The sequence below is a fragment of the uncultured Alistipes sp. genome, from assembly GCF_949296715.1.
Taxonomy (GTDB): domain Bacteria; phylum Bacteroidota; class Bacteroidia; order Bacteroidales; family Rikenellaceae; genus Alistipes.
Genome location: NZ_CASFQD010000025.1, coordinates 162,520 through 177,286 on the forward strand (window position 1 = coordinate 162,520; position 14,767 = coordinate 177,286).

15 protein-coding genes are annotated in these 14,767 nt (G+C 64.7%); 7 read left to right on the forward strand and 8 right to left on the reverse strand.

Annotated features, from left to right (window positions below):
• Positions 1 to 100: 100 nt before the first annotated feature.
• Positions 101 to 1,411: a beta-mannosidase gene (locus Q1Y33_RS04255; RefSeq protein WP_300798504.1), complete on the reverse strand. Its 1,311-nt coding sequence runs from the start codon at positions 1,409 to 1,411 to the stop codon at positions 101 to 103.
• A gap of 272 nt (positions 1,412 to 1,683) precedes the next feature.
• On the opposite strand from Q1Y33_RS04255, the gene Q1Y33_RS04260 reads away from it, so the two are divergent.
• The gene (locus tag Q1Y33_RS04260; RefSeq protein ID WP_300798505.1) at positions 1,684 to 2,121 is read left to right on the forward strand and encodes a PepSY-like domain-containing protein; all 438 of its coding nucleotides are present in this window, start codon (positions 1,684 to 1,686) and stop codon (positions 2,119 to 2,121) included.
• Positions 2,122 to 2,244: 123 nt separating this feature from the next.
• Here Q1Y33_RS04260 and tpiA read toward each other — a convergent pair whose 3' ends face one another.
• A complete protein-coding gene (gene tpiA, locus Q1Y33_RS04265; protein ID WP_300798526.1) occupies positions 2,245 to 3,003 on the reverse strand; it encodes a triose-phosphate isomerase in 759 nt (252 codons plus the stop codon).
• 367 nt (positions 3,004 to 3,370) lie between these two features.
• Positions 3,371 to 5,095, reverse strand: coding sequence for a lysine--tRNA ligase (gene lysS, locus Q1Y33_RS04270; protein ID WP_300798506.1), 1,725 nt, complete (start codon positions 5,093 to 5,095; stop codon positions 3,371 to 3,373).
• A 179-nt stretch (positions 5,096 to 5,274) separates the two neighbouring features.
• On the opposite strand from lysS, the gene Q1Y33_RS04275 reads away from it, so the two are divergent.
• Positions 5,275 to 5,493, forward strand: coding sequence for a hypothetical protein (locus Q1Y33_RS04275; RefSeq protein ID WP_300798507.1), 219 nt, complete (start codon positions 5,275 to 5,277; stop codon positions 5,491 to 5,493).
• A 38-nt stretch (positions 5,494 to 5,531) separates the two neighbouring features.
• Here the strand turns inward: Q1Y33_RS04275 and Q1Y33_RS04280 are convergent, their stop codons facing one another.
• Genes Q1Y33_RS04280 through Q1Y33_RS04300 form a run of 5 tightly spaced genes read right to left on the reverse strand, consistent with a single transcriptional unit; the run spans position 5,532 to position 10,867 of the window.
• Positions 5,532 to 6,206, reverse strand: a complete 675-nt coding sequence (locus Q1Y33_RS04280; RefSeq protein WP_300798508.1) for a phosphatase PAP2 family protein — start codon at positions 6,204 to 6,206, stop codon at positions 5,532 to 5,534.
• Positions 6,207 to 6,226: 20 nt separating this feature from the next.
• Positions 6,227 to 7,729, reverse strand: coding sequence for an MBOAT family O-acyltransferase (locus tag Q1Y33_RS04285; RefSeq protein ID WP_300798509.1), 1,503 nt, complete (start codon positions 7,727 to 7,729; stop codon positions 6,227 to 6,229).
• Positions 7,726 to 9,327 (reverse strand): hypothetical protein, encoded by a 1,602-nt coding sequence (locus Q1Y33_RS04290; protein ID WP_300798510.1) that lies wholly within the window; start codon positions 9,325 to 9,327, stop codon positions 7,726 to 7,728. The genes Q1Y33_RS04285 and Q1Y33_RS04290 overlap by 4 nt, the downstream gene beginning before the upstream one ends.
• 7 nt (positions 9,328 to 9,334) lie before the next feature.
• Positions 9,335 to 10,102 (reverse strand): zinc metallopeptidase, encoded by a 768-nt coding sequence (locus Q1Y33_RS04295; protein ID WP_300798511.1) that lies wholly within the window; start codon positions 10,100 to 10,102, stop codon positions 9,335 to 9,337.
• A 6-nt stretch (positions 10,103 to 10,108) separates the two neighbouring features.
• A complete protein-coding gene (locus tag Q1Y33_RS04300; protein ID WP_300798512.1) occupies positions 10,109 to 10,867 on the reverse strand; it encodes an SDR family NAD(P)-dependent oxidoreductase in 759 nt (252 codons plus the stop codon).
• 152 nt (positions 10,868 to 11,019) lie between these two features.
• Here Q1Y33_RS04300 and Q1Y33_RS04305 point away from each other — a divergent pair, with 152 nt between their 5' ends.
• From Q1Y33_RS04305 to Q1Y33_RS04325, 5 genes are all read left to right on the forward strand, one after another.
• Entirely contained in the window at positions 11,020 to 12,264 is a 1,245-nt protein-coding gene (locus tag Q1Y33_RS04305) for an FtsX-like permease family protein (RefSeq protein WP_300798513.1), read from the forward strand.
• 13 nt (positions 12,265 to 12,277) lie between these two features.
• Complete coding sequence (ubiE, locus tag Q1Y33_RS04310) at positions 12,278 to 12,997, forward strand: bifunctional demethylmenaquinone methyltransferase/2-methoxy-6-polyprenyl-1,4-benzoquinol methylase UbiE (protein WP_300798514.1); 720 nt, start codon at positions 12,278 to 12,280, stop codon at positions 12,995 to 12,997.
• 45 nt (positions 12,998 to 13,042) lie between these two features.
• A complete protein-coding gene (locus tag Q1Y33_RS04315; RefSeq protein ID WP_300798515.1) occupies positions 13,043 to 13,558 on the forward strand; it encodes a hypothetical protein in 516 nt (171 codons plus the stop codon).
• Positions 13,558 to 14,022 (forward strand): hypothetical protein, encoded by a 465-nt coding sequence (locus tag Q1Y33_RS04320; protein WP_300798516.1) that lies wholly within the window; start codon positions 13,558 to 13,560, stop codon positions 14,020 to 14,022. The genes Q1Y33_RS04315 and Q1Y33_RS04320 overlap by 1 nt, the downstream gene beginning before the upstream one ends.
• Before the next feature lie 100 nt (positions 14,023 to 14,122).
• Positions 14,123 to 14,359, forward strand: a complete 237-nt coding sequence (locus tag Q1Y33_RS04325) for a hypothetical protein (RefSeq protein WP_300798517.1) — start codon at positions 14,123 to 14,125, stop codon at positions 14,357 to 14,359.
• The last annotated feature ends 408 nt before the right edge of the window (positions 14,360 to 14,767 follow it).

The following is a 14,767-nucleotide window of genomic DNA, read 5'->3' on the forward strand; positions in this document are numbered from 1 at the left end:
CGGTTGCGCCGCCTCCCTTTCAGGTTCCCTGCGTTTTTTGTGACGGGAGCCTGCCGAAACCGGCAGGCTCCCGTTTGCGTATGCCGTTCGGGTCGGCGGATCAGTGCGGCAGGCGCCGTGCGGCGTCGCGCAGCAAGGCGACCGTCGTGTCGTCGTTGAAGACCGAGTAGAGCCCCTGCGGCTCCTGCGCCGGGTCGCCGCAGCAGGGATCGCCCGGCTGCCAGTCGCGGTGTGCGGGCTGCGCCTCGCCGCCCCAGGCCCAGCAGTTGACACCGGCCAGCAGCCCGCCCTCCGTCGCCGAGGCCTGCAGCCGGTCGAGCAGGGCGGCGTAGTAGCGGTCGCGCAGCGTCGTCGGCGTGCCCCGCCCGAAGCGGCAGTCGTCGCGCGGGAAGCCGAACTCCTCGATCACCACGGGCTTGCGGAGCCGTTCGGCGATGGCCAGGTGCCGGTCGATGTAACGGTCGGTCTCCGCGAGGGCGTTGTCCATCCCCTCGGCCAGATGCTCCTTGTCGACCCACTGCCAGTTGCTCGGCCAGATGTGGAGGTTGAGGTAGCCGATCTCCGGGAAGGCGTGGATGCGCTCGGTGAGTGCTTCGTTGCCCTCGCAGCCGACGATGCCCTCCGATCCCGTGGAGATCAGGTGGTTGGGGTCGAGCGAACGGATCAGCCGGGCCGTTTCCCCGATCCACTCGGCGAAGGCTTCGTGGTTCTCTTCCCCGAAGGGGCGCGGCTCGTTGCAGATCTGCCACGAGAAGATCGCCGGGTCGTCGACGTAGCGGACACCCGTGTAGCGGTTCGTGCGCCCCACGATGAAACGCACGTGGTCGGCATAGAGCGCCCGGGCCCGGGCGTTGGGGATGAACTGCGAGACATACTCCACGTAGGCGCGGTAGCCGTCGACGGCCGGGATGGCCGCCTCGCCCGCCCCGGCCCAGGCGAGGTATTGCGAGTAGCCGCCCGACCACTCCCACGAGTTGGTCAGGTAGAGCACCGCCTTCATGCCGCGCAGCGCCAGCTGCTGCATGAAGTAGTCGAGCCCGTCGAGCAGCGCGTCGTCGTACTCCCCGGGTGCGGGCTGGAGGATCGGGGCTATTTTGGAAGGAACGCCTCCGGGGCCCTCGGCGCCGACCAGTACGCGCAGGTTCTTCAGGCCGCAGGCAGCCAGCGTGTCCAGCTCGCGCCCGAGGCGGGCGCGGTCGCCGCCGGGCCCTTCGGAGCCGAGGATCGGTCCGTACCAGAAGTTGGTGCCGACGAAGTAGCAGGGCTCGTTCCCGAGCACGAAGCGCCCCTCTTCGACCCGCACGAAGTCGGCGGGGGAGGGGGATGCGGCGGAGCCGCAGGAGGTCAGCATGGCGCAGCAGGCGAAGAGCCCGAGCAGGGGGCTTGCGAGTTCGGCGGTCAGGTGTCTCATTGCATTCGGATTTGGGTTCTGCGTCCGCGGATGCGGCGCGGACCCGATAAAGATAGGAAAAATTTGCCGTTCCGCTCCGCCCGGCATGCCTTTTTTGCATTTCCGGTGGTTCGGATGCCCTTCCGGTCCCTCTTTTCCGGCTCGGAAAGGCGGTCGGATAAAAAAAATGCGGACCGGATGCCGGATTTTAGATTCCTTTCAGAATTATGCCCGACCTTTGCACTGTGACAAGAACGAAAACGACAAATACAAACTCAAAAAACAACACGACCATGAAAAAGACCATTATCGCCGCAGCCCTGCTGCTTGCCGGAATTTCGACCGCCTTTGCCGGAAACGACCGTCCCATCTCGCTGGACCGCCTGCCCGCCGCGGCGCAGACCTTCCTGAAGAGCCACTTTGCGGAGCTGACCTTCGCCTATGCCGTCGAGGACCCGCAGTTCATCGGTTCGGAGTACGAGGTGACCTATACGGACCGCACCGAGGTGGAGTTCGATTCGGACGGGGCCTGGACCTCCGTGGAGCGCAAGTATGCGGCCGTGCCCGCGGACATCGTGCCGGAGCAGATCAAGGGTTATGTCGCCAAGACCTTCCCGAACCAGACCGTCTGCAAGATCGAGCGCAAGCGCTACTCGTGGGAGATCGAGCTCTCGAACGGACTGGAGATTGAGTTCGACAAGCAGTTCAACGTGACGGACATCGACGACTGACGCCCCGGCGCCGACAAAACGAAATCCCGGATTTCCAGCAGTGGAAATCCGGGATTTTTGTATCCGGACGGTCCTTTGCGGAGCTGCACGTACAACCCGCCGGACCGCTGTGTCGGGTGCGGACTACTTCGCGAAGCCCTTGCCGATGGCGAGGAAATCCTCGGCCTTGAGGGCGGCACCGCCGATCAGACCGCCGTCGACATCCTCCTTGGCGAAGATTTCGGCTGCGTTCGACGGCTTGCACGAACCGCCGTAGAGGATCGGGCACTCGGCAGCTGCGGCGCCGAACTTGGCGGCCAGCACCTGGCGGATGTAGGCGTGAATCTCCTGTGCCTGGTCGGCCGTGGCGGTCTTGCCCGTACCGATGGCCCATACGGGCTCGTAGGCGATCACGAGGTTCTTGAACTGCTCCTCCGTGAGGTGGTAGACCACCTCCTCGATCTGGGCCTTCACCACGTCGAAGTGCTTGCCGGCCTCGCGCTCGGCGAGGTTCTCGCCCACGCAGTAGATCGGCGTCAGGTGGTTGGCATAGGCCTGCTCCATCTTCTTGTTGAGCGTCTCGGAGGTCTCGCCGTAGTACTGGCGGCGCTCCGAGTGGCCGAGGATCACGTACTTGCAGCCCAGGGCGGCGATCATCGACGCGGCGACCTCACCCGTGTAGGCACCCTTGGCCTCGGCGGCGCAGTTCTGTGCTCCGAGCTCGATGTCCGAGCCCTTCAGCGCCTCGGCCACCAGGGCGAAGTGGGTGAACGGCGGGCATACGATGAAGTTCACGCACGAGCAAACCTCCTGACGGCCTGCCACGACTCCTTTGGCGAGTTCGACTCCTTCGGCGGGAAGCGTATTCATCTTCCAGTTGCCGGCTACGATTTTCTTTCTCATGTTCGGTTTGTTTTTATAAAAGATGTCATAAAAAACTGCAACGATCAGCGCCCAGAGAAACACCACCTGCAGCGTAGTGAGCAGATGTCCCGTGCGGGTCGTCTCCGTGCGCCCGATGAGGGGCATGGCGAGGAAGACCAGGTAACAGAGCACCGTGAACGCGGCCTGCGCGTTCCGTGTCATGCGCTTCGCGACGCCGAGGGCGACATAGCCCCATGCCGCGCCGCAGCCCAGTGCGGCGATCCAGCGCCAGACGGGGGCCTGCACGACGCCCGCAAGCGTCAGCACGTTCAGTGCAACGGCCGCGGCGATGAGCGCCGCATGCAGCAGTTTGCCTTCTCTTCCGGGTGCCATCCTCCTGCCGTATTTACTCCCCGGCGCACCACGCCTTGACCTCCTCCATCGAGGGGGCCTTCAGCCCGAGCTTGTTCTTCTTGTTGAAGCCGCACAGGTCGTTGAAGAACTTGCCCGGCGCGAGCTTGCGCAGCGACTCGACGGTGATGTAGCCCATCTTCTGGATCACCGGCACCCACTCCTCGGGTACGCCGATGGCGGTGTACTTCTCCGCGGCATCGGCCACGACCTTCTTTTCGGGGCGCATCGTCGGGAAGAAGAGCACGTCCTGGATTGAGGGCTGGTCGAGCATGAACATCGTCAGCCGGTCGATGCCCATGCCCATGCCCGAGCAGGTAGGCATGCCGTATTCGAGCGCGCGCACGAAGTCCATGTCGATGAACATCGCCTCGTCGTCGCCCTTTTCCGAGAGGCGCAGCTGCTCCTGGAAGCGCTCCAGCTGGTCGATCGGGTCGTTCAGCTCCGAGTAGGCGTTGCAGAGCTCCTTGCCGTTGACGAAGAGCTCGAAGCGCTCCGTCAGGTCGGGGTTCGCGCGGTGGCGCTTGCACAGCGGCGACATCTCGATGGGGTAGTCGCAGACGAACGTCGGCTGGACGAGCTCCTCCTCGCAGTACTGCCCGAAGATGGCGTCGATGAGCTTGCCCTTGCCCATCGTCTCGTCGGTCTCGACGTTGAGCCGCTTGCAGGCCTCGCGCAGCTGCTCCTCGCTCTGGCCCGTGATGTCGTAGCCGGTCTTCTCGCGGATGGCGTCGGTCATCGTCAGGCGGCGGAACGGCGCCTTGAACGAAATCTGCCGGCCGCCGATGGTCAGCTCCGTCGTGCCGTTCACGGCTATGGCCACGCGCTCGAGCAGCTGCTCGGTGAACTCCATCATCCAGAGGTAGTCCTTGTAGGCGACATAGATCTCCATGCAGGTGAACTCGGGGTTGTGCGTGCGGTCCATGCCTTCGTTGCGGAAGTTCTTGCCGAACTCGTAGACGCCCTCGAAACCGCCGACGATCAGCCGCTTGAGGTAGAGCTCCGTGGCGATGCGCATGTAGAAGTCGATGTCCAGGGCGTTGTGGTGCGTGATGAAGGGACGCGCCGACGCGCCGCCCGGAATGGGCTGCAGGATCGGGGTCTCGACCTCGACGTAGCCCCGCTCGTTGAAGAACTCGCGCATGGTCGAGAGGATGCGGGCGCGCTTAATGAAGACCTCCTTGACCTGCGGGTTGACCACCAGGTCGACGTAGCGCTGGCGGTAGCGCACCTCCGGGTCGGTGAAGGCGTCGAAGGTCTGTCCGTCCTTCTCCTTGACGACGGGCAGCGGGCGGATCGACTTCGAGAGCACGGTCAGCGCACGGCAGTGCACCGACAGCTCGCCGGTGTTCGTATGGAAGGCGAAGCCCTCGACGCCCACGAAGTCGCCGATGTCGAGCAGCTTCTTGAAGACCGTGTTGTAGAGCGTCGGGTCGCCTTCGGGGCAGATGTCGTCGCGGCGGACGTAGACCTGGATGCGGCCCGTGTGGTCCTGCAGCTCGAAGAACGAGGCGCTGCCCATGATGCGGCGCGACATGATGCGGCCGGCGATGCGCACCTGCTGGTAGTTGCCCTTCGCCTCGTCGTAGTTTTCGGCGATTTCACGGGCTGTGGCCGTTACGTCGTAACGTGCTGCGGGGTAGGGGTTTATGCCCAGATCGCGCAGGGCCTGGAGCGACCGTCTGCGCAACTGTTCCTGTTCACTGAGTTCGATAGCCATATAGTCTCTTTTTTGATATTTCGTATTGATCCGTGCAAAGGTAATAATTTTCCGGGGATTTTCGTCCCCGCGGCTGCGGCGAATCGCTTATATACCGTTTGCAAAAGAATATGTACGATCTGAAAAACGACGGCAGGACGGTGCGCCTACCTTTGCAGCACACCATAAGCAATCAGCCCATGAAACAGACGCTGCACCATCCTTTCGCCCTGCCGCAACGCGGCACGTTGCGTGTCGCCGCACTGCTGTTGACGGCTGTCGTCGTCCTGCTGCTCGTCTCCGTGCTCGCCATAGCCTGTACGGACGGTGCTTCGGACGGCAGCCGCTGCGGCACGGCCTCTTCCGGATACTCCCTTGCCGGTGACGCCGTGTCCGCCCCGTCCGGGAGCGGGTGCTGATCCCGCACGGCGGCGATGAACGAAAACGGGGTGCTGCGTCATTGCAGCGCCCCGTTGTGTTTCATGGCGAAGCGGCGGAAAATCCGCCAGGCGGCGTATCCGATCACCGCGCCGACCAGTGCGCCCCACACGAGGTCCATCGGGAAGTGCTTGCCGAGGTAGATGCGCGAGTAGCAGACCGCGGCGGCCGCGAGCGTCACGAGCAGGGTGAACCACCGGCGGCGGATCACGGCGGCCGAGAGGACGGCAAGGGCCGTGATCGTCGCGGCATGCGCCGAGACGGTGCCGAAGCGGCCGCTCACCGCCTCGACGGGGACGTGGACGGCCCATTGCCCGGAATATCCCGCGGCGTGCAGCGCTTCGGGCGTCAGGCGGCGCAGCGTGCGCAGCGAGTCGGGGGCGATGTCGAGCCCCTCGAGCGAGGGGGTGAACATCGGCCGCCAGCGGGGCTCCAGCCCCGGCAGCAGGTTGCCCAGCAGTCCGTTGTGCTTGAAGATGCCGGCCGTGATGTCCGCCAGCCCCACGGCTGCGGCCATCAGCACGAGGAAGAGCAGCAGCCCGCGCCAGCCCGTGCGGCGCAGCACCAGCCAGGCGATCAGCAGGTAGAGCGGTATCCAGACCGCCGTGCCGGAGAGCGTGAGCATCACGCGGTCCCAGCAGGGGCCGCCGTCGAAGTTGAGCGCGAGGAAGAGGCTGTGGTCGAAATGTGTCACCTGTGTGCGGGTTTACGTGTTCAGAACTGGAAGTAGATGAAGGGCTGGATGTCGCTCGACTTGATCTGCATGACGCACCAGATCATCGCCGCGGCCATCACGACCTGCAGCACGAGCGGGGCGTTCACGACGATGCGCCGCGCCAGCGCGTCGACCGTGCCGGGCAGCAGGTGCAGCACGTAGCCCGCGCCGATCAGGGCGAAGACCCCGGCATAGCCCGCGAGCACCTGCGGGATCATCGGGGCGTTGAAGTTCTCGACGATCTGGTGCAGCATGAGCGTGACGGTCTGCATCGACTCGGCGCGGAACATCAGCCAGCCCAGCGATACGAGGTTGAAGGTGAGGAATATGCCCGCGGCGCGGCTCCACCAGTGCATCTCGCAGCCACGGACCCTGGCCCCCGGCACGCAGGCGAGCCACAGCTTGTGCAGGGCCAGCGCCACGCCGTGCAGCCCGCCCCAGAGGATGAAGCGCACGGCGGCGCCGTGCCACAGCCCGCCCAGCAGCATCGTCAGCAGCAGGTTCCCGTAGGTGCGCAGGCGCCCCTTGCGGTTGCCGCCCAGCGAGATGTAGAGGTAGTCGCGCAGCCACGACGAGAGCGAGATGTGCCAGCGCCGCCAGAATTCGGTGATCGTCGCCGACTTGTAGGGGGCGTCGAAGTTTTTGGGGAAGCGGAAGCCGAGCAGCAGGGCGATGCCGATGGCCATGTCGGAGTAGCCCGAGAAGTCGCAGTAGATCTGCAGCGCATAGCCGTAGATGCCCGCCAGACACTCGAATCCGGTGTAGAGCAGCGGCTCGTCGAAGACGCGGTCCACGAAGTTCAGCGAGATGTAGTCCGAGATGACGGCCTTCTTGAACAGGCCCGTGAGGATGAGGAAGACCCCCGTGCCGAACATCTCGCGCGAGACGAACGGCTTGCGGCGGATCTGCGGAATGAAGTCCCGGGCCCGGACGATGGGTCCGGCGACCAGCTGCGGGAAGAACGAGAGGTAGAAGAGGTAGTCCAGCCAGTTGCGCAGGGGTTGGAGCTGCCCGCGGTAGACGTCGATCGTGTAGCTCATCGACTGGAAGACGAAGAACGAGATGCCGACCGGCAGAAAGATGTTCTGGAACTGGAGGAATCCCTGCCCGAAGAGCTGGTTGGCGATGTCGACCAGGAAGTTCGTGTACTTGAAGTAGCCGAGCATCCCGAGGTTGACCGCGACGCTCAACGCCACGAGCCAGCGGCGCGCCGTGCGCCCCTTGCTGCGGGCGATCGCCTGCGCGATCAGGAAGTCGCTCGTCGCCGCGAAGACAAGCAGCAGGAAGTAGATGCCGCTCGACTTGTAGTAGAAGTAGAGCGAGAAGAGGATGACGTAGACGATGCGTGCCATCGTGGCGCGGCGCACGGCGCTGTATACGAGCAGGAACCCCGCGAAGAGGAACAGGAAAAGCCCGCTGCTGAAGATCAGCGGCTGCGTGGCGTCGTATGTCAGCAGGGCCTGGAGCTTGCCGGCCAGGCCCTCCGCCGTGGGCAGTGTCATTCGAGCGGGGCGTTAAGGGGTTGGGTGGTCGCGGCGGGGAGCAGCTGCCGGTCGATTTCGGCCCGGCGCGCCGAGTCGAGCAGCGCCTCCTGACGGCGGCGCAGCGCGGCGGCTTCGCGTGCGGCGTGGATGCGCTGCGTCTCGGCATTCACGGCGTCGCAGAGCGCCCGGGCGACGCTCTGCCCGCCGGCGTAGTTGATGTGCGTGAAGTCCTTGCCGGCCCAGCCGTTCTGCACGAAGGCCTCCATGCCGCCCTCGGCGCGCATGGCGTCGCACGTCGGCCAGAAGGCCGCCCCGGCGTTGCGGGCCGCCTGCCGCTGCCAGTCGAGCATGTAGGGGATGGCGTCCATGGGCTCGAAGCCCGCGTCGGTGCGGACCGAGCGGTCGCTGACACCCAGCACGAGGACCGCGGCGCGCGGGAAGCACTCCCTGACGTAGGCGATCATCTTCTCGATCTGTGCCGAGTAGGCGCGGTAGTTCGTGATGCCCGACTGCATGATGTTGAGCCCGTACTGGAGGATTACCAGGTCGTAGTGCGCGAAGGCGTCGATCTGGGCGTTGACCGCCGGGTTGGTCCAGAACATCGCCTGCCCGTTGTTGCTGCGCACCGAGTAGTTGTCCACCGTGACGCCGCCGCCCTCGAAGATCGCGCCGTAGCCGATGAAGCCCTCGGTGCCCGAGACGACGCGGAAGGCGAGCGAGCGGATCCGCGGGGCGCGGACCTCGATCTGCCGCACGGCCGCGGCGGCCGGGATGGCGAATTCGCGGCGCAGCGTGTCGTTGAGCGCCACCTCGACGCGGCTTGCGGCGGGCGAGAGGAAGAGCACGCGGGCCGACGTGCACTCCTCCAGGTGCCGCCGGTAGTCGGTCATCTCCCAGCGGGTCGAGGCCCCGGCTGCCGGGTGGCTCACCCAGCCCGAGACGTAGAAATTGGCGCGCAGGGCCTCGGGAGCCGTGCGGCGCTGCATGATGTTGTAGGTGGTCCACCCCTTCGACTGGGTCTTGACCGTGCGGCGGAAGGCCGTCAGGGGCGAGGCCATCGGTGCGAAGCCGGGGCCGCCGCCTCCGTAGCACTCCTGCAGCCGTTCGCGCAGGTCGGCCGTCAGAATGTCGCCCTCGACGAACGAGTCGCCCAGCACGGCGATGCGCACCGGGCGGCGCGCCGCGAGCAGCGTGTCGCAGAAGCTGCGGAACGAGGGCGCGGCGACCGTATCGGCCTCCTCGACGGGGGTCAGCGCCGTGCTCCACCGCACGGTGTCGGGCACGACGTGCCGCGGCACGCCGTCCGTGTCGGGTTGTGCGAGGTCCCACAGGAACGAGGTCTGCACCTCGCGGGCCGTCGTGTCGGCGACGATGCGTTCGGCGACCTCCGAGATGTCGACCCGGAACTCCTCCTCGTCGAAGAGCTGCGGCTCGGCCTCCTCCGCCGCGGCCTGCGCGTCGTCGAAGACGAGCAGGTCCGAGAGGATGTTGGCCCGGCGCAGCTTCACGCCCCCGATGCTCTGCGGGGGGATGAAACTCACGGCCGCGAGCACTGCGATGAGTGCCGCGACCGCCTGCCAGCTTTTGTGGATGTAGTTCTTTTCCGGGGAGTTCATCGCACGTCTACTCGCGCCGTCCGAGGATCATGAAGACGTAATAGAGTACCGACGCGATGGCGCTCAACGCCGCGACGAGGTAGGTGCGGGCCGCCCACGAGAGGGCCTCGCGTGCCTGTACGAGCTGTGCGCCCTGCATCGTGCGGCTGGTCTGGAGCCATTCGAGGGCCCGGGCCGAGGCGTTGTACTCGACAGGCAGCGTCACCAGCGAGAAGAGCGCCGACATGGCGATCAGCCCCACGCCGATCCAGCAGAGCAGTTCGTTGCGCGTCGTGGCCAGGATCACCAGTCCGAGGATGATGACCCACGTGGCGGCCGTCGAGGCGAACTGCACGACGGGCACGAGCTGCGAGCGCAGCACCAGCGGCGCGTAGCCGCGGGCGTGCTGCACGGCGTGGCCGCACTCGTGCGCGGCGACGGCCGCGGCGGCGACGCTGTTTGACGAGTAGACCGAATCGCTGAGGTTGACGGTCATCGTCTGCGGGTTGAAGTGGTCGGTGAGATGCCCCGAGACGTGCGTGACCTTCACGTTGTGGATGTTGTTGTCGCGCAGCATCTTCTCGGCGACCTCGGCGCCCGTGAGCCCGCCGGGGAACTGCACGCGCGAGTATTTGCGGAAGACCGACTGCAGGCGGGCCTGCACGATGTATCCCGCGATGCCGATGACGATCATCAGCACGAACATGCCCATCGTGGCGGCGGAGTAGTGTGCGGCCTGCGACTGGGTGGTGGTGTAATATCCTGCCTGGAGCAGGGCGATAAGCGGTAATGTCATGTTTTTTTACTTTTTTTCGGTTTGTTTGCGACAGGTGTAGTAGGCCCCCGCCTGCTGCGCGGGCATCAGCACCATATCATTAACGTTCATGTGCGCCGGTAATTGTGCGCACCATGCGATTGCTTCGGCAATATCCTCGCCGGTCAGCGCCTCGACCCCCTCGTAGACCTTGTCGGCACGGAGCTCGTCGCCGTGGAAGCGCACGAGCGAAAACTCCGTCTCGACCATGCCGGGGCGGATTTCGGTCACCTTGACGCCCGCCGCGAGCAGGTCGGCGCGCATGGCCTGCGAGATGGCGTGCACGGCGTGCTTCGAGGCGCAGTAGACGGCGCCGTTCTCGTAGGGCTCCGTGCCGGCGATCGACCCGATGTTGAAGATGTGCCCGCCGCCTGCCGCTACCATCTTGGGGGCGATGACGCGCGTGACGTAGAGCAGCCCCTTGACGTTGGTGTCGATCATCGCGTCCCAGTCGCGCGTGTCGCCCCGGTCGATGTGTTCGAGCCCGGCGGCCAGCCCGGCGTTGTTGACCAGCAGGTCGACGCGCCCGAGCGGTTCGAGGAAGCGGCGCACCTCCTCTTCGGAGCGGACGTCGAAGCAGAGCGTCGTGCACGCGCCGTCCGCCGCCTCGATCTCGGCGCGGAGGGTGTCCAGCCGTTCGGCGCGGCGCCCCGTGGCGATGACGGCATATCCCTCGCGTGCGAGGCGCAGGGCCGTGGCGCGTCCGATACCCGATGTCGCGCCCGTGATGAGAGCCTGTTTTTTCATAAAAGTGGCGATGTTTTGGGCAAAAATACGAAATATTGCTTTACTTTGCATAAATTTATACGACAATTTGCCCGCGCGGAGGGCCTCCGGGCCCCGTTGCGGACGTTTCGTGGAATTTTTTGCGGAAACCGGACACCCTTATCGCTTCTTACGTGAATCTTCCGTTGCTCATCGCTCGCCGCATGGCCCGTCCCGCCCCGGACAACCGTCCCGGGGTGATGGAGCGCATCGCCGTCGTGTCGGTGGCGTTGAGCATCGCCGTGATGATCCTCGCCGTGGCCGTCGTGCTGGGCTTCAAGCGCGAGGTGGCGCGCAAGCTGACGGGCTTTGCGGCGCATGTCACGGTGACCGACATCCGGGGCATCGACGCGCTCGACTCGCGGCCCGTGCGGCGCACGGCGCACCTCGAGGAGCTGATCCGCACGACCGGGGGCTTCGTCTCGATGGCCCCCTACGCCCTCAAGGGGGGCATCGTTCGCACGGACGAGGCGGTCGAGGGGGTGATGCTCAAGGGGGTCGATTCGACGTATGACCGCAGCGCCTTCGACGAATGGCTCGTCGAGGGGGCGTGGCCCCGCATCGGCGATTCCGTGCGCACGAAGGATATCCTGCTCTCGCGCACGCTCGCGGTCCGGCTGCTGCTCGGGGTGGGCGACCGCGTGGAGATGCTCTTCGTCGAGCCGGGCGAGCTGCCGCGCCGCGACCGCTTCAAGGTCTCGGGCGTCTACTCCTCGGGTATGGACGAGATGGACAATGCGGTGATCCTGACCGACATGCGCAACGTGCAGCGGCTTTCGGACTGGGCGCCGGACGAAATCTCGGGCTACGAGGTCTTCACCCGTGATCTGGACGAGGCGCCGCGCTACGCCCGCGAACTGGGCCGCACGCTTCTCTACGACGAGGCCGACGGCACGGAGAACCTCGCCGTGACGAGCGTCACGGAACGCTATCCGGGCATCTTCGACTGGCTGCGGGCCCACGACGTGAACGCCGCCGTGGTGATCGGCATCATGCTCGTCGTGGCCTTCTTCAACATGGCCTCGGCGCTGCTGATTCTCGTGCTGGAGCGCACGCGCACGATCGGCCTGCTGAAGGCCCTCGGCATGCGCAACGGCCCGCTGCGGCGCATCTTCCTCTACCGGGCGCTCTTCATCACGCTGCGCGGCCTGGCGTGGGGCAATGCGGCGGGGGTCGGGATGTGCCTGCTGCAACGGGGATTCCACCTCGTGAAGCTCAACTCCGAAGGCTACCTCCTCTCGGAGGTGCCCGTTTCCCTGGACTGGGGCTGGTGGCTGCTGCTCAATGCGGGCTTCGTGGCGGTCATCGTCCTGCTGCTGCTCCTGCCCGCACACATCGTCTCGACGGTGCGTCCCGACGAATCCATCCGATACGAATAAAACCAGTCAGACCATGGCAAAACCCTATCATACCGATCAGTCCAAGAAAGAGGAGGTGCGCGAAATGTTCGACCGCATCGCTCCGCGCTACGACCTGCTGAACCATACACTCTCGATGAGCATCGACCGCCTGTGGCGGCGGCACGTCGTGCGGATCGTCCGCCGCTGCCGCCCCGGCCGCATCCTCGACGTGGCGACCGGCACGGGCGACCTGGCCATCGAGATGGCCCGCCGCATTCCCGACGTGCGCGTGCTGGGCGTCGACCTCTCGGAGCGGATGCTCGAGGAGGCACGCCGCAAGGTCGCGGCCCGCGGGCTCGACGAACGGGTGCTGCTCGAGCAGGGCGACGCCGAGCATCTTGCCGTCGCCGCGGCTTCGGTCGACGTGGCGACCGTGGCCTTCGGCGTGCGGAACTTCGAGAACCTCGAGGCGGGGCTCCGCGAGCTGCACCGGGTTCTGAAACCCGGAGGCAAGGTCGTCATCCTGGAGTTCTCGCGCCCGCGGAACCGGATTTTCCGGGCGCTGTACGAGTTTTACTCCTACCGCGTGCTGCCGCGCATCGGCGGGGCCGTGTCGCACGACCGGCAGGCCTACGAATACCTGCCCGTCTCGGTCGGGGAGTTCCCCGCTCCCGGGGAGTTCCTCGCGATGCTCGCGCGGGCGGGCTTCAACGGCTGCCGGGCCCGCAGCCAGAGTTTCGGCATCGCGCAGATCTATACGGGCGAGAAGTAACCCGGGACAACGGAACGGAATCGGCATGCAATCCGGAGTGAGCCTATGCGAATCTTGAAGCGAATCCTGCTGATCGCCCTGCTGCTGGCGGCGACGCTGCCGACGGTCTCCTGCCGCCGGGCGGTGGAGCGGGCCCGGGAGAAGATCCGCATCGAAGCCGTCGAGCCGGTGCGGCGCATGGGCTTTTCGGGTGCGGAGCTCATTGTGCTCGTGGAGAACGGCACGCGCTACCGGCTTTCGTTGCGCGAGGCGCGGTTCGACCTCTTCTACGCCGGCCGCCGCGTGGTGACGTTCCTGCTGCACGGGGAGGTCGGGGTGCCGCGGCGCACGACCGAGCGCGTGGTGACGCGCTGGAAGATGAATGTCTCCGATCCGCTGGCCTACCTCGCGCTCTCGGGCCGGCTGCGTGCGGGCGACATCTCGCGGGTGGCGGTCTCGTGCGAGATCGTGGGGCGCGGGGGCCCCGCACGGGTAAATATTTCGCACGAGATGATGCCGTTGTCGGATTTTTTGAATATCTTTGGCCTGAAGTTCCAGGACCTGAAAAACTATCTCGAATAATGATGCGCAGACTTTTCCTTTCGCTCTTCCTCCTGGCGGCTGCCGTCGGGGCCTCCGCACAGTCGCTCGATGCCTTCAAGGCGCAGCTGGCCGTGCCGAAGGTTTCGGGCGTGCAGTTCGGCGAATCGCGCGTTACGGTCACCGAGCACGGCGACGCGGCGCGTGCCGTGGCCGATGCGTCGCTCGACGGGCAGCGCCTGCGCGTGCGCGGCTACCGCGTCTGCATCTTCTTCGACAACGGGCAGGATGCCCGGGCCGGCGCCGAAGCCGCCAAGACCCTCTTCGAGGAGACCTATCCCGGCATCAGGGTCTATATGGTCTACGAGAGTCCCTGGTTCTCGGTGTCGGTAGGCAACTGCCTCACCTCCGAGGAGGCGATCATCCTGAAAGGCAGGGTTTCGGCCACCTTTCCCAAGGCCTTTCTCAAGAACGAGGAGCTGAAACTCGCCGACCTGCTGGAGTAGGAATCGGACTTTTTGAAAAAAATGATTTTTTCATTTGCCTTTTTCACACGAATATATATCTTTGCGGCGTTTAAGAAACACTCATCAAACATTTAACGCTATGAAAAAGATCTTTTCTTTTGTGATCGTGCTGGCTGCCGTAGCCATGGTGGGCTGCTGCGGCAATACCACGAAGAAGGCCGCAGAGGCAGAGGCTGCCGCTACGGAGGCTGTAGCTGCTCCGGCATGCGAGGGCGCCTGCGCCGAGAAGTGTGATTCGGCTGCCTGCGCTGCCTGCGAGAAGTGCGATTCGACGAAGACCTGCTGCGCCGAGAAGGCTGCCGAGGCTGCAAAATAATCGGATTTTCCGGTTATGAGAGTGAGGGAGATTCCTTGAGGGAATCCCCCCTTTTTTTGTCCCCGTCGGCCGGGAGACAGGCCGAAACAAAAGGTAATGATGCCAAAAGTGGTTGGTATTATATTGGGACAAATGGCCAGAATTGTACGATTCTGGTCATTTTCTATTCTTAATAATTCCATCATTGCTGTTCAGGAAAAGATACCACTTTACAAAGTCCTTAAAATGTTGTTCCGAGAGTCCGCGATGGATTCTTAAATTATCCTTCAAGTGACCGAAGAACGACTCAATAGAGTTTGAGGATTTCGGTACATTAGGGTGTCGCGTGTATGAAAACAGATCGGGTATGGCACGCATGATATGCGAGACACTTCGATGCAGCATCTTATGCGTAAACCACCATCTTCC

Excerpts from the sequence above, each read along its gene's own strand:
- lysS (WP_300798506.1), bottom strand. The coding sequence starts at position 5,095 with ATGGCTATCGAACTCAGTGAACAGGAACAGTTGCGCAGACGGTCGCTC.
- Q1Y33_RS04320 (WP_300798516.1), top strand. The coding sequence starts at position 13,558 with ATGATGCGCAGACTTTTCCTTTCGCTCTTCCTCCTGGCGGCTGCCGTC.
- Q1Y33_RS04285 (WP_300798509.1), bottom strand. The coding sequence starts at position 7,729 with ATGACACTGCCCACGGCGGAGGGCCTGGCCGGCAAGCTCCAGGCCCTG.
- Q1Y33_RS04255 (WP_300798504.1), bottom strand. The coding sequence starts at position 1,411 with ATGAGACACCTGACCGCCGAACTCGCAAGCCCCCTGCTCGGGCTCTTC.
- tpiA (WP_300798526.1), bottom strand. The coding sequence starts at position 3,003 with ATGAGAAAGAAAATCGTAGCCGGCAACTGGAAGATGAATACGCTTCCC.
- ubiE (WP_300798514.1), top strand. The coding sequence starts at position 12,278 with ATGGCAAAACCCTATCATACCGATCAGTCCAAGAAAGAGGAGGTGCGC.
- Q1Y33_RS04260 (WP_300798505.1), top strand. The coding sequence starts at position 1,684 with ATGAAAAAGACCATTATCGCCGCAGCCCTGCTGCTTGCCGGAATTTCG.
- Q1Y33_RS04315 (WP_300798515.1), top strand. The coding sequence starts at position 13,043 with ATGCGAATCTTGAAGCGAATCCTGCTGATCGCCCTGCTGCTGGCGGCG.
- Q1Y33_RS04275 (WP_300798507.1), top strand. The coding sequence starts at position 5,275 with ATGAAACAGACGCTGCACCATCCTTTCGCCCTGCCGCAACGCGGCACG.
- Q1Y33_RS04300 (WP_300798512.1), bottom strand. The coding sequence starts at position 10,867 with ATGAAAAAACAGGCTCTCATCACGGGCGCGACATCGGGTATCGGACGC.
- Q1Y33_RS04295 (WP_300798511.1), bottom strand. The coding sequence starts at position 10,102 with ATGACATTACCGCTTATCGCCCTGCTCCAGGCAGGATATTACACCACC.
- Q1Y33_RS04290 (WP_300798510.1), bottom strand. The coding sequence starts at position 9,327 with ATGAACTCCCCGGAAAAGAACTACATCCACAAAAGCTGGCAGGCGGTC.
- Q1Y33_RS04325 (WP_300798517.1), top strand. The coding sequence starts at position 14,123 with ATGAAAAAGATCTTTTCTTTTGTGATCGTGCTGGCTGCCGTAGCCATG.